The organism is Streptomyces sp. NPDC058697, assembly GCF_042715345.1.
Lineage (GTDB): Bacteria > Actinomycetota > Actinomycetes > Streptomycetales > Streptomycetaceae > Streptomyces > Streptomyces liliifuscus.
In genome coordinates, this window is record NZ_JBHXSU010000002.1 from 656953 (window position 1) to 676267 (window position 19315).

General features: G+C 69.8%; 16 protein-coding genes and 1 pseudogene. 8 read left to right on the forward strand and 9 right to left on the reverse strand.

The window, feature by feature from the left end:
• Positions 1 to 96: 96 nt before the first annotated feature.
• The gene (locus ACFWXQ_RS07475) at positions 97 to 3105 is read left to right on the forward strand and encodes a family 16 glycoside hydrolase (RefSeq protein WP_386267745.1); all 3009 of its coding nucleotides are present in this window, start codon (positions 97 to 99) and stop codon (positions 3103 to 3105) included.
• Between the two features lie 69 nt (positions 3106 to 3174).
• On the opposite strand, the gene ACFWXQ_RS07480 is transcribed toward ACFWXQ_RS07475, so the two are convergent.
• Positions 3175 to 4995: an ATP-binding protein gene (locus ACFWXQ_RS07480; RefSeq protein WP_383954276.1), complete on the reverse strand. Its 1821-nt coding sequence runs from the start codon at positions 4993 to 4995 to the stop codon at positions 3175 to 3177.
• The gene (locus ACFWXQ_RS07485) at positions 4958 to 5719 is read right to left on the reverse strand and encodes a response regulator transcription factor (protein ID WP_383954278.1); all 762 of its coding nucleotides are present in this window, start codon (positions 5717 to 5719) and stop codon (positions 4958 to 4960) included. The genes ACFWXQ_RS07480 and ACFWXQ_RS07485 overlap by 38 nt, the downstream gene beginning before the upstream one ends.
• A gap of 79 nt (positions 5720 to 5798) precedes the next feature.
• Here ACFWXQ_RS07485 and ACFWXQ_RS07490 point away from each other — a divergent pair, with 79 nt between their 5' ends.
• Genes ACFWXQ_RS07490 through ACFWXQ_RS07505 form a run of 4 tightly spaced genes read left to right on the forward strand, consistent with a single transcriptional unit; the run spans position 5799 to position 9622 of the window.
• Positions 5799 to 6401 carry a hypothetical protein gene (locus ACFWXQ_RS07490; protein WP_383954280.1) on the forward strand — a complete coding sequence of 201 codons (603 nt, stop codon included), beginning with the start codon at positions 5799 to 5801 and terminating at the stop codon, positions 6399 to 6401.
• Positions 6388 to 7710 (forward strand): hypothetical protein, encoded by a 1323-nt coding sequence (locus ACFWXQ_RS07495; RefSeq protein WP_386267748.1) that lies wholly within the window; start codon positions 6388 to 6390, stop codon positions 7708 to 7710. Before ACFWXQ_RS07490 ends, ACFWXQ_RS07495 begins: the two co-directional genes overlap by 14 nt.
• Positions 7707 to 8399 carry an ABC transporter ATP-binding protein gene (locus ACFWXQ_RS07500; RefSeq protein ID WP_383957228.1) on the forward strand — a complete coding sequence of 231 codons (693 nt, stop codon included), beginning with the start codon at positions 7707 to 7709 and terminating at the stop codon, positions 8397 to 8399. Before ACFWXQ_RS07495 ends, ACFWXQ_RS07500 begins: the two co-directional genes overlap by 4 nt.
• Positions 8396 to 9622 (forward strand): ABC transporter permease, encoded by a 1227-nt coding sequence (locus ACFWXQ_RS07505; RefSeq protein ID WP_383957225.1) that lies wholly within the window; start codon positions 8396 to 8398, stop codon positions 9620 to 9622. Before ACFWXQ_RS07500 ends, ACFWXQ_RS07505 begins: the two co-directional genes overlap by 4 nt.
• A gap of 7 nt (positions 9623 to 9629) precedes the next feature.
• Here the strand turns inward: ACFWXQ_RS07505 and ACFWXQ_RS07510 are convergent, their stop codons facing one another.
• The gene (locus ACFWXQ_RS07510; protein ID WP_386267750.1) at positions 9630 to 10463 is read right to left on the reverse strand and encodes a helix-turn-helix domain-containing protein; all 834 of its coding nucleotides are present in this window, start codon (positions 10461 to 10463) and stop codon (positions 9630 to 9632) included.
• A gap of 158 nt (positions 10464 to 10621) precedes the next feature.
• Between ACFWXQ_RS07510 and ACFWXQ_RS07515 the strand changes: the two genes are divergently transcribed.
• On the forward strand, positions 10622 to 11347 hold the full coding sequence (locus ACFWXQ_RS07515; RefSeq protein WP_383952178.1) for an alpha/beta fold hydrolase: 726 nt from the start codon (positions 10622 to 10624) through the stop codon (positions 11345 to 11347).
• A 71-nt stretch (positions 11348 to 11418) separates the two neighbouring features.
• Here ACFWXQ_RS07515 and pepN read toward each other — a convergent pair whose 3' ends face one another.
• The 3 genes and pseudogenes from pepN to ACFWXQ_RS07530 form a co-directional block, all read right to left on the reverse strand.
• Positions 11419 to 13914, reverse strand: a complete 2496-nt coding sequence (gene pepN / locus ACFWXQ_RS07520; protein ID WP_386267753.1) for an aminopeptidase N — start codon at positions 13912 to 13914, stop codon at positions 11419 to 11421.
• Between the two features lie 198 nt (positions 13915 to 14112).
• Positions 14113 to 14577 carry a nitronate monooxygenase gene (locus ACFWXQ_RS07525; protein ID WP_383952182.1) on the reverse strand — a complete coding sequence of 155 codons (465 nt, stop codon included), beginning with the start codon at positions 14575 to 14577 and terminating at the stop codon, positions 14113 to 14115.
• Positions 14578 to 14648: 71 nt separating this feature from the next.
• Positions 14649 to 15086: pseudogene (locus tag ACFWXQ_RS07530) on the reverse strand (nitronate monooxygenase); the annotation flags it as partial.
• Positions 15087 to 15148: 62 nt separating this feature from the next.
• Between ACFWXQ_RS07530 and ACFWXQ_RS07535 the strand changes: the two are divergent.
• A complete protein-coding gene (locus ACFWXQ_RS07535; RefSeq protein ID WP_383952184.1) occupies positions 15149 to 15571 on the forward strand; it encodes an ankyrin repeat domain-containing protein in 423 nt (140 codons plus the stop codon).
• A 108-nt stretch (positions 15572 to 15679) separates the two neighbouring features.
• Here the strand turns inward: ACFWXQ_RS07535 and ACFWXQ_RS07540 are convergent, their stop codons facing one another.
• From ACFWXQ_RS07540 to ACFWXQ_RS07550, 3 genes are all read right to left on the reverse strand, one after another.
• A complete protein-coding gene (locus tag ACFWXQ_RS07540) occupies positions 15680 to 16324 on the reverse strand; it encodes a RidA family protein (protein WP_383952186.1) in 645 nt (214 codons plus the stop codon).
• A 21-nt stretch (positions 16325 to 16345) separates the two neighbouring features.
• Complete coding sequence (locus tag ACFWXQ_RS07545; protein ID WP_383952188.1) at positions 16346 to 17449, reverse strand: DUF4037 domain-containing protein; 1104 nt, start codon at positions 17447 to 17449, stop codon at positions 16346 to 16348.
• An 87-nt stretch (positions 17450 to 17536) separates the two neighbouring features.
• A complete protein-coding gene (locus ACFWXQ_RS07550) occupies positions 17537 to 17974 on the reverse strand; it encodes a glutaredoxin domain-containing protein (protein ID WP_383952190.1) in 438 nt (145 codons plus the stop codon).
• Positions 17975 to 18097: 123 nt separating this feature from the next.
• Here ACFWXQ_RS07550 and ACFWXQ_RS07555 point away from each other — a divergent pair, with 123 nt between their 5' ends.
• Positions 18098 to 19291 (forward strand): MFS transporter, encoded by a 1194-nt coding sequence (locus ACFWXQ_RS07555; protein ID WP_383952192.1) that lies wholly within the window; start codon positions 18098 to 18100, stop codon positions 19289 to 19291.
• Positions 19292 to 19315: the final 24 nt, after the last annotated feature.

Sequence of the window (19315 nt, forward strand, 5' to 3'; positions counted from 1 at the left end):
AAGTGAAAGCCCTCTAGGTTGGCGGCGCAACGCAGTCACGTCAATGAAGACCGGAACGAAATCCGGCACGGTCCGGTCCCGCCTTATGGAGGACCGTTGTCCCACGATCTGTTCCTGCGTGCCCGAAGACTTGTCACGTCCTTACTGACCGGAGCCGTTCTGGCCGGTGGCCTCTGGGCCGCCCCGGCGTCCTCGGCCGCCCCGGCGGACATCCCGCCACAGGAGCCCGGCGTCACCATGCGCGTGTTCGACGTGCAGACACCGCTGAGCAAGCTGTGCACCCTCAAGCCCGGACAGACCCCCAACCACGACTCGTTGAAGGCGACGGTGGACTGGTCCACGGCCGACGACTTCGGTGGCTTCTCCGACCGCTTCGTCACCGAGGTGACCGGCAATCTGATCGTGCCGCGCGACGGCACCTACGGGTTCCGTCTCACCAGTGACGACGGCTCCCGGCTGACCATCGGCGGCGACACAGTGGTCGACCACGACGGACTCCACGGCGCTGAGCCCAAGGACGGCGCGATCACGCTCACCGCTGGATCCCACCCGCTGCGCATCGATCACTTCGAGCGCGACGGCGGACAGCAGCTCCAACTGGCCTGGAAGCCGCCGGGCGAGAGCGACTTCACCATCGTGCCCCGCGAAGCACTGAGCACGGATGCCGACGTCGTCCGGGTGACGGCCCCCGGACGCAAGGAATGCGAGGCGAGCGGCGACTCCCCCGGCGACGGCCTCCCGCTCACCTCCGTACGGCCGGACCTGACACTGACCGATCTGCGCCCCGACGGTTTCGAACCGCAGGTCACCGGCATGGACTGGCTGCCCGACGGACGGTTGGCGATCAGCACCTGGGGCGGCTCCGACAACGTTGCCGGAGAGGTCTACCTGCTGGACAACGTCACCGGTCCGACGAGCAAGGACAAGGTCACCTTCAAAAAGGTGGCAAGTGGGCTGCGTGAGCCCATGGGCATCAAGTACGTCGACGGTTCGCTGTACGTCTCGCAGAAGCACGAGCTGACCCGGCTCGTCGACCGGAACCGCGATGACGTGGCCGACGAGTACCGCACCGTCGCGACCTGGCCGTACGGCGGGAACTTCCACGAGTTCGCCTTCGGCCTCCTCTACCGCGACGGCCACTTCTACGTGAACCTGTCCGTCTCCATCAACCTCGGTGGTGCGACCACGGTTCCGCAGCCCGCGCCGGGCCGCGGGACGACGTACAAGGTCAGCAAGAAGACCGGGAAGATCAGCCCGGTCGCCGGCGGACTTCGTACGCCGAACGGAATCGGCTGGGGACCGGACGGTGAACTCTTCGCCACGGACAACCAGGGCGGTTGGCTTCCCTCGTCGAAGCTCGTCCACGTCAAGCAGGACCGCTTCTTCAACCACTACACCGAGCCGTCCGGCCCCTTCGACGCAGCCACACCGACCAGTCCGGTGCTGTGGCTGCCGCAGAACGAGATCGCGAACTCGCCCTCCACACCGCTGTACTTGAAGAAGGGCAGGTTCGCGGGTCAGATGCTGATCGGCGACGTGACCTACGGCGGCCTGCAGCGCGCGTACCTGGAGAAGGTGAAGGGCCAGTACCAGGGCGCCGTCTTCCGCTACACGCAGGGTCTTGAGGCCGGGGTCAACCGTCTCACCCTCGGTCCCGACGGCTCGATCTACGCCGGCGGTCTGGGCGCCGAGGGCAACTGGGGCCAGGAGGGCAAGCTCAAGTTCGGCCTGCAGAAGCTCACGCCCAACGGCGGGAACACCTTCGACATCCAGACGATGCGTGCCGTACCGGGCGGCTTCGACCTGACGTACACCCAGCCGGTGTCCGCGACGACGGCCGAGGAACTGGCCAAGCGCTACCGCGCCGAACAGTGGCGATACACGCCGACCACCGACTACGGCGGCCCGAAGATCGCCGAAGAGACGCTGCCCGTACGCTCGGCCGAACTGTCGAAGGACGGGCGTACCGTGCGCCTGCGGCTGGACGGGCTCAAGTCGGACCGGGTCGTCCACCTTCGGTCCCCGCGTCCCTTCACCTCGGCGTCCGGTGAGGCGCTGTGGAGCACCGAGGCCTGGTACACGCTCAACGCCATGCCCGGCAAGCAGCCGCCTCCCCCCATCCAGTACGAGGCCGAGGAGGCGCGTCTGACAGGCGGGGCGGGCGTCGACACCGATCACGTCGGCTACTCCGGCAGCGGCTTCGTCGACCGATACGCCACGGAGGGCAAGGTTGCCACCACCTTCGACGTGACAGTCCCCAAGGCGGGCACGTACGACGTCAACTTGCGCTATTCCAACGGCCCGAACCCGTTCCAGGGCACCAAGTCGCTCTCCCTGTACGCCAACGGGAAGAAGCTGCGGCAGGTGAAGCTGGCCTCCACCGGTGACTGGGATTCATGGTCCACGCAGTCCGAACCAGTGGTGCTGCGCGCCGGAAAGAACACCCTCTCGTACAGCTACGACGCGGGCGACACCGGGCATGTCAACCTCGATCTGATCGCTGTTCGCCCGCACGGCACGCCGGTCGCTCTCTTCGACGGGACCGCCGCCTCGCAGTCCGCATGGCAGCACACGGACGGGCGACGGCTGAAGTGGCCGCTCTCCGACGAGCAGTCGATGGAGGTGTGCTGCGGTGACATCCGGACTCTGGACGCGTACCAGGACTTCAAGTTGCATGTCGAGTTCCGCGTTCCACTGCTGCCTCCCGATGTCACGGGACAGAACCGTGGCAACAGCGGAATCTTCATCCAGGACCGCTACGAACTCCAGATCCTCGACTCCTACGGTGACACCTCTCTGGACACCAATGAGGCCGGGGCCATCTATCTGAAGAAGGCGCCCGACGTGAACGCGGCCAAGGCGCCGGAGACCTGGCAGACGTACGACATCGTCTTCCGCGCCGCCCGCTACGACGACAGTGGCCGCAAGACCGCCGACGCGCGGCTGAGTGTCGTGTGGAACGGCGAGAAGGTGCACGACGACATCGCCCTCGACGGTCCCACTGCCTCGGGCAGAGCCGAGACACCGGCAGCGGGAGCGATCCGGCTGCAGGACCACGGGAACAAGGTCCGGTTCCGCAACATCAGCCTGGAGCCGCTGACCTGAGCCGAAGCCGGGCCCGGTTCCTGACCCGGGCCCGGCTTCCCTACCGCCTCCGGGTGAGGTGGCCCGAGATCAGCTCCGCCGCCCGTCGGTACGTACGACAGGCAGCGTCACGCCGAACACCGTGCCGGCCCCCGGAGTGCTGTGGACCGCGACCGTCCCGTCGTGGGCATGGGTGAGCTGGCGGACGATGGCCAGACCGAGCCCGCTGCCTCCGGTGGAACGGCTGCGGGACTTCTCCGCCCGCCAGAAACGGTCGAAGACATACGGCAGTTCCTCCGGCTCGATGCCACGGCCGGTGTCCCTGACCTCGATCCTCACCTCGGTCTCCGCGCCGACCGCGCTCACCTCGACACTGCCCCGGGCAGCCGTGTGGCGTACCGCGTTCGACACCAGGTTGCCGATCATCTGGCGGATGCGTACGGGGTCGGCGTACAGCTTCGGATCGTCTTCCGCGCGGACGGTGAGGGTGACTCCGGCCGAGTCCGCGGCGGCGCGGTGCGCTGTCGCCACCTGCTGGAGAAGGTCCCGTACGAAGACATCCTCACGGTGCAGCCGCAGCACGCCCGCGTCGGCGGCGGCGAGGTCCTGCAAGTCGTCGATGAGGTGCTGCAGTTGCAGCGCCTCCTCCAGGAGCGAGGTGGTGAAGTCGTCGTCGGGCTCGGCGACTCCGTCCTCCGCGGCCTCCAGCCAGACCCGGATGTTGTTGAGCGGGCTGCGCAGCTCATGCGCGATGTCGCTGACCATCGCCCTGCGCTGTTCCTCGGCGCGCTCGCGCCGCGCGGAGAGGTCGTTGAAGGCCGCGGCCAGCCGGCCGATCTCGTCGTTGGTGGTGACGGGGACGCGGGCGTGCCGGTCACCAGGACCGCGGGCCGCGGCGGTCAGCGCACGCAGCGGACGGACCAGTCGACGCCCGACCAGCACCGTCGAGCACACGGTCAGGACGAGGACGAGCCCGGTCACCCCGGCGATCCGGGTGGTGTTGGCCGGCGAGAGGTCGAGTCCGACGGCCGCCGCGGCGGGCGCCTGGGCGTCACCGATGAACAGGAGGGCGGGCGGGGCCACATACGGGGTGAGCTGTTCGCGCCGGGCGGCGTCCACGCAGTCCTGTGCCGTGGGGGTGGTGGCGATGAAGTCGAGTCCGACGCCGACGGGCGGCTCGTGCCGGTCACGCAGGCACTTCGCCACCAGGGCGTTGAGGCGGTCGAGGGCCTTCCGCTCAGTCTCCGTCGGGGTGTCGAGCTCGACCATCGGACAGAGAACGATGATCTTGTATCCGATGGCGTCGTCGTTGCCGATCCGGAACACCGGGCGGCCGCTTGGCTGGTCCGTGCGCGTCGCGGGTGCTCGGTATCGCTTCAGACAGGCCTGGATCCGGTCGGCGGTGCTGCGCAGTTTCGCGCGCCCGTCGGCGGTGAGCCGATAGGGACCGACGACACGCGGATCGATGTGGTCGGCGTCCGTGCTCCCGGCCGGTGCGACGCGCAGCGGGTCGACGACCGCGGACACCCGGTCGGGCAGCGGCGCTTTCGGGTCCGAGTCGGCTATCGTCCGGCGGTCCCGGGTCGTCAGGGCGATCCGCCGTCCGGTGCGCGATGCCAACTCCTCCACCAGACGGTCCACTTGGGACCAGTCCCGATGGGTGGCCGCGCGGCCCACCAGAGCGTCGTAGAGCTGGGTGTCGTCGGCCAGGATGCGGCCCTGCTCCTGGCGAATCGCGCCGGTGGTGGTGCGTACGGTGAGCCACGCGGTGGCCGCGATCGCGCAGACGGCGATCAGTACGGACGTGGCGAGCAGCCGTACCAGGAGGCTGCGATGCGGCGGAACCCGCTCACCCCCGTCCGCGCCCCCGCCGTCAGAGCGCGGCACGGCCGTCGGTGAGCTCGGTGTCATCGGTCGCCTCGTCGCCACCGGCGGGCCTGCTGCCGTCGGTGAGCTTGTAGCCGACGCCGTACACGGTCAGCAGGCGGACCGGTTCGCGCGGATCCGGCTCGATCTTCCTGCGCAGGTTCATCACATGGACGTCCACGGTGCGTTCCGTGATGTAGCGGTCGAACCCCCGTGTCCGGGCGAGGAGTTGACGACGGCTGAAGACCCGCTCCGGGTGGGCTGCCAGCGCCTGCAGGATCACGAACTCGCCCGGTGTGCACTCCACTTCACGGCCGTCGGCCTCGACCACATGGCGTACGGGGTCGACGACCAGGTCGCCGACCCGCAGAACGGACTCCTCCTCCACGGCCGAGGCGGACCGGCCGGTGCGTCTGAGGAGGGCGCGGATCCGGGCCATCAGTTCGCGCGGGCTGTACGGCTTGGTCATGTAGTCGTCGGCGCCGTGGTCGAGCCCGCGCAGCAGATCCTCCTCCGCGGAGCGCGCCGTGAGCATCAGTACCGCCACGTCCTCGGCCTCGCACCGGACCGTACGGCACACGTCCAGGCCGTCCACGAGGGGCAGCATCACATCGAGGATCAGCACCTCGGGGCGGTTGCGGCGGATCTCCTCGATCGCGGCGTGGCCGTCGTGAACGACGACCACCGAATGGCCCTCCCGCCGCAGATACCGCCGCACGACCTCGGCGTGCTTCGGATCGTCCTCCGCGACCAGAACATGTGCGCACATGCTGCGGACCCTACGGGGCTCAACAGGTCTCTCATACCGGCCTGACAACTTCTTCAAATGTCTTCGTGAGCGTACGGGGATGACGAAAACCACTCACTTCACCGGTACGGGGGCGGTCGTTGCCGCTGTCCTGTCCCTGGCCGCGCTGTCCGCCTGCGGTGGATCGCCCGGCGGTGGATCGGACGACACGGCCAAGGACGATCAGGTGGCCTCGGTGACCAGCCCGGCGGCGAAGGGTGGTGCGAACGCCTCGGCGAGCCCGTCCGGCACGGAGAAGGGCGTGCAGTTGCGGATGGACATGAGCGATGAGGAAAAGGACCGGATCTACCAGGGCTGGGGCGTCTGCCTGAAGAACCAAGGTGTGCCCACGGGTGACAAGGGCATCCCGGGAAACGTGTACCCGGCGGCCGGAGCGGACGAGTACCCGAAGGAGTTCAAGGCCTGCGAGGCGAAGCACCCCATCACGCCCCCCGAGCTGGACCCGAAGAAGAACCCGGAGTACGAGGACGACTTCCGCGCCTGGGTGCGCTGCATGAACGACAAGGGACTGAAGGTGGACGCCCTCCCCGACGGGGCCGGATGGACCTGGGCCGACGAGCAGGGCCCGGTGACTCCGGGTTCGGCGCAGGCCAACCAGATCGAGGCGGACTGCCAGAACGAAGCGTTCAGTGCGAAGAAGTGAGGCGGCTACCCGTGAGGCGGCCACCCGGCCCCGGCGGCGCCTCCTGCTGACGGTGGGCGGAGCCTCGGTGGTACTCGCCGTCACGGCGGGAGCGGTCGTCTGGACCGGTCGGCACGGACAGGAGCCGCAGGCCTCCGCCGACGAGGGCGTGCACGTGGCGACCACGGTGGTGGAGCGCGCCGATCTGTCCGACACCAGGACACTCGCCGGGACCCTCGGTCACGGCCGGAGCCGGGTGGTGCGGGGCGGCAAGGACGGCCTGGTCACCTGGCTGCCGCGGATCGGGGCGGAGATCACCCGGGGCGGGCAGCTGTTCCGGGTGAACGACAGCCCCGTACCGCTGCTGTACGGATCGACCCCGCTGTACCGCACCCTGCGGGACGAGGGCACGGTCGGGCGCGATGTGAAGGTCCTCGTCGACAACCTCAGGCAGCTCGGATACGACTTCGGAGGGCAGCCGGAGGTCGGCAGCTGGGTGCGGGTCCGTCCGGCCGCGACGCCGACTCCGGACGGGGACGGCGACACCGAGGGAGAGGCTGCGTCTGCCGAGGTGACTTCGGACGAGTCCGGCCAGGACGTCGCGCCCTCGGCTCGGCCGACCGGATCCGCATCCGCATCCGCATCCACATCCGCCGGGGCGGAATCCCCCTCCCCCGCTCCGGTCCAAGTCCGCCGCGGGGACGGCGTGTTGACGTCGGGCGTGATCGCCGCGCTCAAGCGCTGGCAGTCCCGTACCGGCGCGGCGGCCACCGGTGAGCTGGGGCCGGGGGACGCGGTCGTGCTCTCCGGTGCCGTACGCGTCGGCGGTCTGCTGGCGGAGCCCGGTGACACGGCCGGCGGCGACCTGCTGTCGGTCACCTCCACCGTCAAGCAGGTCACCGTCCCCCTGGAGGCGAACGCGACCGGCACCATCCGCAAGGGCAACACAGTGACCGTGACCCTGCCTGACAACGGCACCGTCCGGGGACACGTCACCTCGCTGAGCAGCGACGCGCAGTCTGCGGACAAGGACCAGAACGCAGGCGGCGAGCCCCAACTCACGGTGACCGTGGGCCTCGACGACGCCGACGCCGAACCCGTACGCGATGTGGACTCCGCGTCCGTCCGGGTCGGCTTCACCTCGGCCACCAGGAAGGGCGTCCTCGTGGTGCCGGTCGGCGCACTGCTGGCGCTGAGCGAGGGCGGCTACGCCCTGCAACGGCCGGACGGCCGGCTCCTGCCCGTGAGGACGGGCCTGTTCGCCAAGGGCCGGGTCGAAGTCAGCGGGCCGGGCGTCTCGGAAGGACAGCGCGTGGTGACCGCCTCATGACGCCTGTACTCAGCGTCCGCGGGGTCGGCATGGCGTACGGAGGCGGGGTCAGGGCCCTGGACGACGTGTCGTTGACGATCGAAGAGGGCGAACTCCTAGCCATCGTGGGCCCGTCGGGATCCGGGAAGTCCACTCTGCTGCACATCATGGGCACTTTGGACCGGCCGACCTCCGGAACCGTGGAGATCGGCGGCGAGGATGTCATGAGCCTCTCCGACCGGGAGCTGTCGGCGCTCCGCGGTCGCCAACTCGGTTTCGTGTTCCAGCAGTTCCATCTCACCGACGGACTGAGCGCCTGGGAGAACGTGGCGACCGGACTGCTGTACGCGGGTGTCCCCCGCCGTTCGCGCAAGCCGCGCGCCCTGGAGGCGCTGGCGAGGGTGGGACTCGATCACCGCTCAGGCCATCTCCCCCAGCAACTGTCCGGTGGCGAACGACAACGCGTGGCGATCGCCCGGGCCCTCGTCCATGAACCGATGCTGGTCCTGGCGGACGAGCCGACCGGCGCCCTGGACACCGCGAACGGTACCGCCGTCCTCGATCTGCTCAGCACCCTCAACGACGACGGTACGACCATCGCGGTCATCACCCATGACCGCGACATCGCGTCCCGGCTGCCCCGCACGGTGGAGCTCCGCGACGGACGGATCGTCGCGGACACCCAGAAGGTACGGAAGGCTCCCGCATGACAGGAACCGAAGTCGCACCGGCCCATCGCCGCAAGAGACCCCGACCCGTCCGGCTCGCCCCGGTCGATCTGCTCGGTCTCGGGCTGCTCGGAATCCGTACCCGCAAGGTGCGGGCCGCCCTGTCCGCCCTGGGCATCTCCATCGGGATCGCGACGCTGATCGTCGTGACCGGCATCCCGGCGTCGAGCCAGCGAGCCCTGATGGCGGAACTCTCGGCACTTGGCACCGACATGCTGAGGGCGCAGCCGATCCCCGACCAGGATCCGCCGGTACTGCTGCCCGAGGAGTCCCCCGCGATGGCCCGCCGCATCGGCCCCGTCACCACGGTCGGGGTGGTCGCCAACACCCATGCCGGCGTACACCGTTCGGACCGCGTCGACCCCGGCGACTTCTCCGGCATCAGCGTGCTCGCCACCCGGCCGGGGCTGCTGAAGGCCGTCAACGGCCGGATGCTGACGGGCCGGTTCCTCAGCTCGTCGACCGAGGGGCTGCCGACCGTGGTGCTGGGCTCGGTGGCAGCGTCCCGGCTCGGCATCCCCCAGGTGACGGGGGATCCGCAGATCTTCGTCGGCGGGCACTGGTTCACCGTCATCGGCATCCTGCGGCAGACGCCGCTCTCGCCCGATCTGGACCGGGCGGTGTTCGTCGACTGGCAGACGGCCCGCAGCACGCTGAAGTTCGACGGCCATCCCACGGTGATCTATGTCAAAGCGCGGGAGTCCCAGGTCGAGGCCGTCCGGGACGTTCTCCCCGCCACGCTCAATCCACAACTGCCCGGCATGGTCCAGATCAGCAAGCCGTCCGACGCGCTGGCCGCCAAACGCGCCACCCAGTCCACGTTCTCGGCACTGTTCCTGGGCCTGGCGGGAGTCGCGCTGCTGGTGGGCGGGATCGGGGTGGCCAACACGATGGTCGTGTCGGTGCTGGAGCGGCGCCGGGAGATCGGGCTGCGCCGTGCGCTGGGTGCGAGCCGGGGCCAGATCCGCGGCCAGTTCCTGACGGAGTCGGTCGTCCTGTCCACGCTGGGCGGACTGGCGGGCACGGTCATCGGCGTCCTGGCCACGATCGGCTACGCGTCCTGGCACGACTGGCCTCCGGTCGTCCCCGCGGCGGCCGTGCTGAGCGGGGTGGGAGGTGCCGTGGTGATCGGGGTGATGGCCGGCGTCTACCCCTCGGTCCGAGCGGCCCGGCTCACCCCTACGGAGGCACTGGCAACCGTCTAGCGGCTCGTCACGTCCGGACAGACATCTGTACGGCGGAGGCGAGCAGCGCCAGTTTGTCGGCGTTGTCGGTGCCGGGGTCCGGGTGGTAGACGACGAGCATCTGCCCTGCCGCACCGCCGATGCCGAGCCTCTCCCGGTTCAACCGCAGGCCACCGACCTGGGGGTGGTCCATGTGCTTGGGTGCGCCTTCGCACGCCTCTACGTCGTGGCGGGCCCAGAGGCGGCTGAATCGAGGGCTGGCGAGACAGAGTTCGCCGACGAGCTCGATGAATCGGGGGTCGTCGGTGTCGGTGCCGACGGACTCGCGGAAACCGGCGACCATGCCCACGGTGGCGTTCTCCCAGTCCGGATAGAGAGCCTGCTCGGCGGGGTCGAGGAACACGTCCCGCAGCCGGTTGGCTCCCACCACGAGACGCGGGGACAGTGCGGTCGCCAAGGCGTTGGCGGCGAGTACGTCGAAGTAGCGGCCCTCGACCGTGGCGGGCAGCGGAAGCATGGCGACGAGTTTGGCGATGCCCGGAGGAACGGTTTCCTTCCGGCGTCGGCGTTGGCGCCGTCGTGTTCTGTCGGCGCCGAGGCGCAGCAGATACGCCGTCGCGTCGTCGTCGAGCCGCAACACGCGGGCGAGCGACTCAAGGACCTGCACGGAGGGGTTGCGGTCGCGGCCCTGTTCCAGGCGCAGGTAGTAGTCGGCGCTGATACCGGCGAGCATCGCGACCTCTTCCCGGCGCAGACCCGGTACGCGCCGTACCCCCATGGCGGGGATACCGACCTGTTCGGGAGTGACGAGCTCGCGGCGGGCTCGTACGTAGTCGCCCAGCAGGTTCGGTCCGTCGGTCATCCGTCCACTGTAATTCGCGCGGTTGCGCTCGTGCCTGGTCCTGTCACCCCCAGGATCGCGGGGGCCCTGGCTCGGCCGGAGCGAGGACTACAGCGTGGTCGGCGACCCCACATCACCGCCCGCCCCTGGCGCGGGCAAGCACAGCAAGGAGCGAAACCATGTCGACGTATCTGCTGGTACACGGTGCCTGGCACAGCGGAGAGTGCTGGCAGCGGGTGGTCCCGTTGCTGGCGTCGGCCGGGCATCGGGTGCTCACGCCGTCGCTGACCGGCTACGGCGACAAGGCGCATCTGCTCGGCCCCGAGGTGGGGCTCGACACCCATGTCGACGACATCGTCGGGCTGATCGTCGAGGAAGACCTCACCGAGGTGACCCTGGTGGGACACAGCTACGCCGGGCTGGTCATCTCGTCCGCGGCCAACCGGGTCCCGGACCGGATCGCGCGTCTGGTCTACCTCGACGCGATGGTGCCGGAGGACGGCGAGAGCGCGGCCGACGTCCTGCCCGTGACCCAGGCCCTGATCGACCTCGCCGTGGCGTCCGCCAGTGGCTGGCGGGTTCCGCCACTGCCCGAACTGCCCCCGCCCTCGGGCCTGTTCGGGGTCACGGATCCGACGGACGTCGCCTGGCTGCGGACCATGCTGTCGGACCAGCCGGTGCGCTGCCTCCAACAACCGGTCCGGCTCGACAACCCGGCCGTGAACGCGATCCCGCGGACCCACATCCACTGCACTGTCGGCAAGCCGGACGGCTTCGACCGACGCCCCGTCCCCGCGGTACAGCCCAACGGCGCGCCGGCACAGGTGTGGGAGCTGGCGACGGGCCACGACTGCATGGTCACGATGCCGGTCGAACTCTCCGAACTACTGCTCAAGCTCGGCTGACCCAGTCACCCGGTCACCTGCTCACCCCACTCACCCACTCACCCGGGTCACCCGGGGCACCCACCACTCGGTCACCCGCTCACCCGGTCCGTCGGGGTGCCCCGGGAGTGGAGCATTCGCCGTACCGCGTCAGAGCGTTCCAGGACGGTGTTGCGGACCACCGGGGCCGCGTCCCGGGACGCCTTCTGAGCCTCCTCGATGTACGTGGGGTCGATGGCGTGCGGTGGGAAGAGCTGGCCCGCGAAGACCATCGCCGGGATCATTCCGCCTCGGTGCAGGTGCGGGATCGAGTCCAGGTAGTGCTGGGTGTAGGGCGTCAGCAGGGCATCCTGGTCGGGGCGCCAGAACGCCGCCGCCACCTGGCCGACCGCATTGACGGGCACCGCACGGTCCACTGCCAGCTTCTGCCAGACCTCCGCCTTCGCGGCGGGGTCCGGCAGGGCGGCCCGAACGGTGAGAGCGCGGACCCAAGCCTCGGGGTCCGGGTCGCGTTCCAGCAGGAGGGCGCTCTCCGACGAGACGTCCCCGCCGAGTTCCGCCTCACGGACCAGCGCTCGCCAGAGCAGGTCCACGTCGTCGCCGGCCTGTTCGCGGAGCCGGGCCAGGTCGTCCGGTTTCGTCGCGGTGCGGGCCAGCCCGCGAAGGGCGACCTGGCGTCGACCGGAGTCCATCGCAAGGCTCAGACAGGCCTCCGCCACCATCGCCGTCAGACCGGCACGTTCGCCCTCCGGCGCCCACAGTTCGGCGATGTTCGCGGCGAGGGTCAGACAGGGCTCGATCACGGCGTCGGACGTCTCGGCCGTGAGGACAGCGGTGATGCACCGTCCAACTTCCGCCGCCGTGGCCTCGCCGGTGGTCAGCATGTCCCACACGGTCGCCGTGGCCACTCCTCGGGAGATGGCAGTGGGCAGTTGCGCGGCCGCGCGGAAGAAGGCGTCCCTGGTCGCGGGGTCGGGACGGGTCGTGGCGAAGGTCAGGTCCTCGTCGTTGATCAGCAGAACGTCGAGGTCGGCCCCGGTCGGGAGGCCGGTGACCGGAGTGCGGGTCTGCGTGACCTCGACACGCACCAGCGCCCTGCGTTCCAGGACTTCGCCGTTCGTGTCGTTGTGCCTGCCGTTGCTGTCACTCCCGCCGTTCCTGCCGTACGCGCCCACCGCCAGCACCTGCGGGCGCGGGGTGTCGGCGGCCACCAGCGTGACGGTGTCGCCGTCGCGTTCCAGTGAGAAGCGGTCGGTGCCCGCCGTCGCCAGCCAGGCCGTGCGCCAGGTGTCCAGGTCCCGTCCACTGGCCTCGGAGAGAGCGTCGATCAGGTCCTGGAGCGTGGCGCTGCCCCACGCGTGACGGGCGAAGTAGGCGGTCATGCCGACCCTGAAGCGATCTTCTCCGACATAGGTCATGAGCTGCTGGAGAACCGAGGCGCCCTTGGGGTAGGTGATGCTGTCGAAGATCGACGCGGCCTGGGCGACGTCGTGGATGGGCTGGTGGATCGGGTGCGAGACGGGTCCCTGGTCGGAGAGGTACGCCCTGAGCTTGCCGCCCGCCAGATGGCTCGCCCACGCGTCGGTGTAGCGGGTGGCGCGCTCGGCGGCCCAGTGGCAGGCGAACTCCGCGAACGCCTCGTTGAGCCAGAGGTCGTCCCACCACCGCATGGTGACGATGTTGCCGAACCACATGTGCGCCATCTCGTGCAGCAGCACCTTCGCGAGCAGCTCGCTCTCGGCGGGCGTCGGCGCGGCCCGCCGCAGGAACGCGTCCGACCAGGTCACACAGCCGTAGTTCTCCATCGCGCCGCCGAATTCGGGCACGAACACCTGGTCGTACTTGCGCTGCGGGAACGGCATCGCGAAGACCTCGCCGAAGAAGGCGAGCCCCTGTCGGGTGAGGGTGAAGAGCTCGTCCGCGTCGCGCTCAAGAATCGGAGCGAGGGAGCGGCGGGCGAAAAGGCCCAGGTCGTGCCCGTCGACCTCGCGGCGGATCTCGTGGAAGGGGCCCGCGTTGATGACGGTGTTGTACGTCGACAGCGGCGGGGTGTCCGGGAAGGTCCAGCGGCGGGCCGACTCAAGTTCCTCGATGCGCGGGTCGCCGGAGTTGCTGGTGACGGTCCACGCGGGCGGCGCCGTGACGGTGAAGGCGTGCGGTGCCTTGAGGTCGGGTTGGTCGAAGCACGCCCAGACGAAGCGGGCCTCGTCCGGTTCGAAGCTCATCCACACGTAGACCTCGCCGTCCGCGGGGTCGACCGCCCTGTGTAGGCCCTGGCCCGTGGTCGTGTCGGCCTGGACGCTCTCCACGCGCAGAACGTTGTGCCCGGCGAGCGCGGGCAGGGCTACCCGGCCGTCCCCGGTGGGGGTCAGGGATTCGCCGTTCAGGGTGGCGCTCCGCACCTCTGCCGCACAGTCCACGAAGGTCTCCGCGCCCGGCTCGCGACAACTGAACGTCACGGTGGAGACACATCGGACCTCCGGCCCGTCGGCCAGACCGGTGAGGTCGACGTCCACGTCGTACCGCTCGACCTTCAACAGCGCGCCCCGGCGCTCGGCTTCGGTCCGGGTCAGGCTCCGGATCTCCATACGTCCTCCCTCGGCAGACAGCGGGCGTCAGCGTACGACGGAGGGCTGCTGCGGGCGCAGGGATTTTCGTGTGCCGAACGGGCTTCTGGAGCCTTGCAGTTGACGTGGCTGCGGACGTACGTGCCGTCCACTCCCGCTTGGGATCGGTGACGTGCTCAACTCATCAGCTCCGGCGCGAAGCAGTGACGCAGGCGGCCGTCAGCGTCTTCCGGCGCGGTCGAGTGCGTCTTCGGCCTGCGCGGCCAGGGTGGCGACGAGGTCGGCTGCGGATGGCAGGTCGGTGATGAGGTCGATCGCCTCGCCCGCCCACATCGGCAGCGGGGGGATTTCTCCCCGCGCCACATCGTGTTGGTAGGCCTCTCCGGCCCTGGGGTCCGCGGCGAGTTCGGCTTCCCTGTCCCGCCACTGGTCCAGGTAACGGTGGCCCAGTGTGCGGGCGGTGTACTTCGACGGCCACCGGGAGCCTCGGGCGATGTCGAGCACCCTGCTGCGCTCGGTGTCCTCGCCATGTCCCTCGACGATCGCCTGGGCGGTCGAGGGGTCCACCAGGGCCTCGGTCGTGGCTTGGAAGCGTGTACCGACCAGCGCTCCCGCGGCGCCCAGCGCCAGGGCCGCCGCCACCCCGCGGCCGTCGGCGATCCCGCCGGCCGCCAGTACCGGCACGGGTGCCGCAGATCCACCACGACCGGCACGAACGGCAGGGTGGAACGCCCCTGTCGGGCCCCATGCCCACCGCTTTCGGTGCCTTGCGCCACGATGACATCGGCGCCCAGGTCGACCGCCCGCCTCGCCTCTTCGAGGTCGGTCGCCTGGATGATCAGCACCGTGCCCGCCGCGCGGACGCGCTCAGCGAACGGGCTCGGGTCCCCGAAGGACAACATCACTGCCCCGGGCCGGTGTTCGAGCGCCCGCTCGATCGCGTCGGCGTCGATCTGCCAGGTCAGGAAGCCGATGCCCCACGGCCTCCCGGCGGCCTCCGCGATGAGCGGCAGCTCGCGGGCCAGCCACTCCGGGTCCCCGTTCGCGGAGCCCAGCATGCCGAGCCCGCCGCTACGAGAGACGGCCGCCGCCAGCGCGCCGCCGGCCGATCCGCCCATCGGCGCCAGCGCGATCGGGTGCCGCACACCGAGCAACTCCGTGAACCGCGTCGACAGCCCCATCCCCGCCTTCATCCCCCTCCGTGGAGCAGATATGGCTGGCCCCGTGGCGCGCCCGGTCGTTAGCCTCGGCCCCTATGAATCAGCGGCAGCGGAAGAAGCTCTCCCGCCAACTCTTCGCAGCAATTCTGGCGGGTGACGCCGCCCGCGTGAAGGCAGCGCTGCGGGCCGGAGCCGACCCGGAGCGAGGCGACAGCGAGGGCACCACCCCGCTGTACGTGGCATCCGTGCAGGGAGAAGCAGAGATCGCCCGCCTGCTCCTGGTGGCCGGAGCCTCCCCTGACGTCGAGAGCAGCGGACTCGGCTCGGACGGCACGCCGTTGTGCGCAGCCGCCTGCTGGGGGCACACCGAGACAGTGCGCGAACTGCTGACGCACGGCGCCGATCCGAACCTCCACGAAGACCACGGCACAGGCCGCTCCCCCCTCCACTGGGCGGACCTCGGCCCTCACCCCGAAACTGCCGATCTCCTCAGGAGAGCGGGAGCGGTACACACGTAGTACGGCCCCCGACGGACCGACTCGGCTCTGCTCTGTGCACCTGCCGCCTGGGTCGGAACGGCCTGCGTCACCCACACCGCCCCGAAGAAGCAGGCGGGCGGCAACGGCTCAGTCTGTGACGGCTGTCATGGCGATGGACACCAGGATCCCCGGCCGGTCGACGCCGAGCCTGCTGACGCAACGCGGCGGTCGCACGTCGGGGAAGAACTCGTCGAAGACCTCGATGACGCCATCGGCGTCTTCGGGTCGCATGAGCAGGGTGTGGACCATTACCGCGTCACTCAGCTCGGCGCCGCCGGCGCGCAGGATCGCTTGGCAGTTGAGCAACGACCGGCGGGTCTGCTCCTGGATCGTGGGCCCTGCAAGCTCACCGGTCGTCACGTCGACGCCGACTGTTCCGGCAACGTAGATCGTGTTGCCGACCTTGACCGCCTGGCTGTAGCTGGGGAACTCCGGCGCGTCGGGGGTGGAGATGACTTCTCGGGGCATCGATGCACTCCTGTCGGGAAGGTCTCTGCTCAACTCGGCCGTCACCTCGGCCACCACCAGCCGGTCGAAGGTCCGCTCGTTCGGTGTGGCGCTGCGCCGTGACGGCGTGGACCGTGCGGAATCGACTCCGTGCTCACGTATCAAGGCCCCGTACGGCATCCCGGTCCGGGCATCACGGCGGATCGTCGCGTGCAGGTCGACCTTGGAAATCGACGGTGTCATCGCAGCCTCATCCCACAGAGCGCTTCGATGCTCCCACTGCAAGACCCCAGGTGTTGCCAGAACTCAGCTTGTCCCTTCGGCCACCGTCGCGTGGGTGGTGGCGCGAGTCAGTTCGGGGTGGCTGAGGACGTCGGTGCTGTCGATGAACTGGTCGACGGCGCCGATCGTCGGCAGGGAGCCGATGTCCGGGTCGGTGATGCGGGCGATCAGCGCCCCGGTGAAGCGCTCGGCGTGCAGCACTTGGAATGGTCTGCTGTGGTAGGGCCGCGTGCCGGGGTCGACGGGGGCGGTGAGGCCGAGCTGGTTGTGCATGACCGCGATGGCCTCGTATGCGCGGGTCAGGTGGTGCTCGCGGCTGTGCCAGTCGGTGGCGGCGAGGGCCGCGGTGAGGACCGGGGTGAGGGAGGACGCCTGGGGAATGCGGGCGAAGGCGCTGCCGAGCCACTTGCTGTAGGGCGGATAGCGGCGGTCCATGAGCAGGCAGAGCCGCATCACATCGCGCACCAGGCGGCCGGCGACGACAGCGGAGCCGAGTTCGTCGCCCACTTCGCCGCAACGGCCGACGAAGGCCTCCTCCTGGGAGATGCGCTGCCATTGGCAGGCGAGCAGGTGGAGCCAGAGATCGTGGGGGTACCAGTCGAGGGCTGCGCGCGCCGGCGCGAGCTCGCCGAGTCCGTCGTGGAAGACCGCGCCACCGGTGACCTCGGCCAGCAGTTGGGTGGGCGTGGCCAGCCAGTCCGCCAGTGTGACGTCCCCGCGCGGGTCGAAGCCCAGTTGCGCGGTGAACCAGGCGCCCAGATCCGTGATTTCGACTCGGTGGTGGACCGGCCCGTCGGTCGTCTCCATGACCCGAATGCCAGCTTCGCCGGCCGGGGCGAAGTGCGTCGGGTAGCCGCGGAAGGTCTTGGGGAGGCGTTCGGAGAGCAGTGCGGTGATCCTCGCGCCATGACGGGTGACATCTTGCGGGTTCAGGAAGAGCTGCAGGCGGGGGCCCCACTCGTGGTCGGCGGAGCGGGCGGTGTCGAATCCGAGGACTTCCGAGCCACTGCCCAGCCGGGCCGCGGAGTGCGCGACTCCGGGGACGACCTCGTCCAGCAGGGGCCGTACGGCTTCGAAGTAGAAGTGGCGGGACAGTTCCAGTCCCGGGATGAAGGGCGGCTTGGTCATGCCGTGGAGGGTGCCGGATCGACGTGCGGTCGGTCGAAGGCTTTTCCACCTCCTGCGAACACCACCGCGATAGGGCACAACTCCCGATCACGCGGGAGGAGAGAGCTGTTCGCGTACCCATGCAGGATCGGGGTTGGTGTGCGGCCGACCCGCCACGACGACGGTCGGCACGGTCTCATCGCCGTCGTTGGCCGCCCTCACCACCGCTGCTCCATCCGCGTCGCGCCAGATGTCGACCCAGTGCAACCGGCGGGCGCTGCGGCCCAACCGTATGCGCAGTCGCAGGCAGTACGGGCAACCCGGCCGCCAGAAGACGATCGGCCGGCCGTCGACCGCGCTGCGGCGTTGTGCCTCCAGGGCACCGATCGACCTCGGGAAGACCAGAAGCGAGTTCACGCCTGCGAACAGCACAAAGACCAGCAGCAGTGCTACGGCCGCGCCGGTACTCCCCCTGAGGATCAGCCCGGCGGCAACGAACGAGCCACTGAGGACAAGCAAAATCGGCAACATCCAGGCGCGCATCATGATGACTCAGGCTATCGAGCCGGAACGGAGCCGTTCCCTGGGCGTCCGCCACTTTTCCGTATCGGCGGCGCGCCGGGCACGCCGCGCCGGTGCCCAGCGGGTCGCGGGACTACCGTCGGCGGCATGGACGGTGATCGCCGAGGGTGGCGCCAGTGTTTGCTCAGCGGGGCCGTGTTCGCCGTGTGCATGGCCGGCACCACGCTGCCGACCCCGCTCTACAGCCTCTATCAGGAGAAGTTCGGGTTCTCCGAGCTGACGGTGACCGTCGTGTACGCCGTGTACGCCTTCGGGGTCATCGCCGTGCTGCTGCTGACGGGCAACGTCTCCGATGCCGTGGGCAGGCGGCCGGTGCTGCTCTGGGGCCTGGGGTTCGCGGCGGCCAGTGCCGTCTGCTTCCTGTGTGCCACCGGACTGGGCTGGCTGTATGTGGGGCGGTTGTTCTCGGGGCTGTCCGCCGGTCTCTTCACCGGCGCCGCCACGGTGTACGTCATGGAGCTGGCGCCGGACGGCGGCACGTCCCGGGCGACGTTCGTGGCGACCGCCGCCAACATGGGCGGCCTGGGCTGCGGTCCGCTGCTCGCCGGGGTCCTCGCCCAGTACGCCGCCTGGCCGCTGTACCTGCCGTTCGTCGTACACCTCGCGCTGGCGACCGCTTCGGCCGCCGTCCTGCTGTGGTGGCTGCCGGAGACCGTACGCGAGCGGCGGCCGCTGAGCACGGTACGGCCGCAGCGGCCCGGGGTGCCCCCGCAGGTGCGGAAGGCGTTCGTGCCTGCGGCGATCGCCTCGTTCGTGGGGTTCGCACTGTTCGGGGTCTTCACGTCGGTCAGCCCGGCGTTCCTGGCGGAGTCCCTGGACGTGGACAATCACGCCGTCAGCGGACTCGTCGTCGCGCTCGCCTTCTTCTCCTCGACCGCGGGGCAACTGGTGGTCGGCCGGGTCGGGTTGGCACGGTCGCTGCCGCTGGGCTGCGCCGGGCTCCTCGCCGGACTGGCGCTGCTCGCGGGCGCGCTGCACTGGGACCTGCTCGCGCTGGTGGTGCTGAGCGCGATCGTCGGCGGGGTCGGGCAGGGCCTGGCATTTCGTGGTGCTCTGTCCGCGGTGGCCCAGGCGTCTCCCGCGGACCGCCGGGCGTCAGTGATCTCGACGCTGTTCGTGGTGGCCTACGCGGGCATCTCGGTGCCCGTGATCGGGGTGGGAGTGCTGACGGGTCCGATCGGCCTGGAGGGCGCGGGGCTGGTGTTCATCGCCTGCATGGCCGTCCTGGTCTCGTCCGCGGGCGTCTACTTGCTCCGGCGCCCGGTACGAACAAGGACGTGAGGTGTGGTCCCCCTGGGGTGCTGC

Bases quoted from the DNA above. Each gene is read 5' to 3' on its own strand.
- ACFWXQ_RS07510 (WP_386267750.1), bottom strand. From the start codon at position 10,463: ATGACCGACGGACCGAACCTGCTGGGCGACTACGTACGAGCCCGCCGC.
- pepN (WP_386267753.1), bottom strand. From the start codon at position 13,914: ATGGAGATCCGGAGCCTGACCCGGACCGAAGCCGAGCGCCGGGGCGCG.
- ACFWXQ_RS07545 (WP_383952188.1), bottom strand. From the start codon at position 17,449: ATGACCAAGCCGCCCTTCATCCCGGGACTGGAACTGTCCCGCCACTTC.
- ACFWXQ_RS07505 (WP_383957225.1), top strand. From the start codon at position 8,396: ATGACAGGAACCGAAGTCGCACCGGCCCATCGCCGCAAGAGACCCCGA.
- ACFWXQ_RS07535 (WP_383952184.1), top strand. From the start codon at position 15,149: ATGAATCAGCGGCAGCGGAAGAAGCTCTCCCGCCAACTCTTCGCAGCA.
- ACFWXQ_RS07550 (WP_383952190.1), bottom strand. From the start codon at position 17,974: ATGATGCGCGCCTGGATGTTGCCGATTTTGCTTGTCCTCAGTGGCTCG.
- ACFWXQ_RS07555 (WP_383952192.1), top strand. From the start codon at position 18,098: ATGGACGGTGATCGCCGAGGGTGGCGCCAGTGTTTGCTCAGCGGGGCC.
- ACFWXQ_RS07480 (WP_383954276.1), bottom strand. From the start codon at position 4,995: ATGACACCGAGCTCACCGACGGCCGTGCCGCGCTCTGACGGCGGGGGC.
- ACFWXQ_RS07500 (WP_383957228.1), top strand. From the start codon at position 7,707: ATGACGCCTGTACTCAGCGTCCGCGGGGTCGGCATGGCGTACGGAGGC.
- ACFWXQ_RS07485 (WP_383954278.1), bottom strand. From the start codon at position 5,719: ATGTGCGCACATGTTCTGGTCGCGGAGGACGATCCGAAGCACGCCGAG.
- ACFWXQ_RS07515 (WP_383952178.1), top strand. From the start codon at position 10,622: ATGTCGACGTATCTGCTGGTACACGGTGCCTGGCACAGCGGAGAGTGC.
- ACFWXQ_RS07490 (WP_383954280.1), top strand. From the start codon at position 5,799: ATGACGAAAACCACTCACTTCACCGGTACGGGGGCGGTCGTTGCCGCT.